Genomic DNA, 257 nt, shown 5'->3' on the forward strand with positions numbered 1-257 from the left:
GGGAACAGCCCAAACCAGGAAGCTTGCTTCCTGGGGTTGTAGGACTGAACATTTGAGTTACCAAAGTAACGGATAGTCGAACGGTTTGGGAAGACCGGCCAGAGCGGGTGATAGCCCCGTAGACGAAATTTGTTACCCTCAGTTCAGGATCCTGAGTACGGCCAGACACGTGAAACCTGGTCGGAATCCGGGAGGACCATCTCCCAAGGCTAAATACTCCCTAGTGACCGATAGTGAACCAGTACCGTGAGGGAAAG

1 rRNA gene is annotated in these 257 nt (G+C 52.9%); it reads left to right on the forward strand.

The features are described from left to right. Positions 1 to 257, forward strand: a 23S ribosomal RNA gene (locus CES82_RS12205); the annotation flags it as partial.

The sequence above is a fragment of the Secundilactobacillus silagincola genome, from assembly GCF_002583405.1.
Classification (GTDB): domain Bacteria; phylum Bacillota; class Bacilli; order Lactobacillales; family Lactobacillaceae; genus Secundilactobacillus; species Secundilactobacillus silagincola.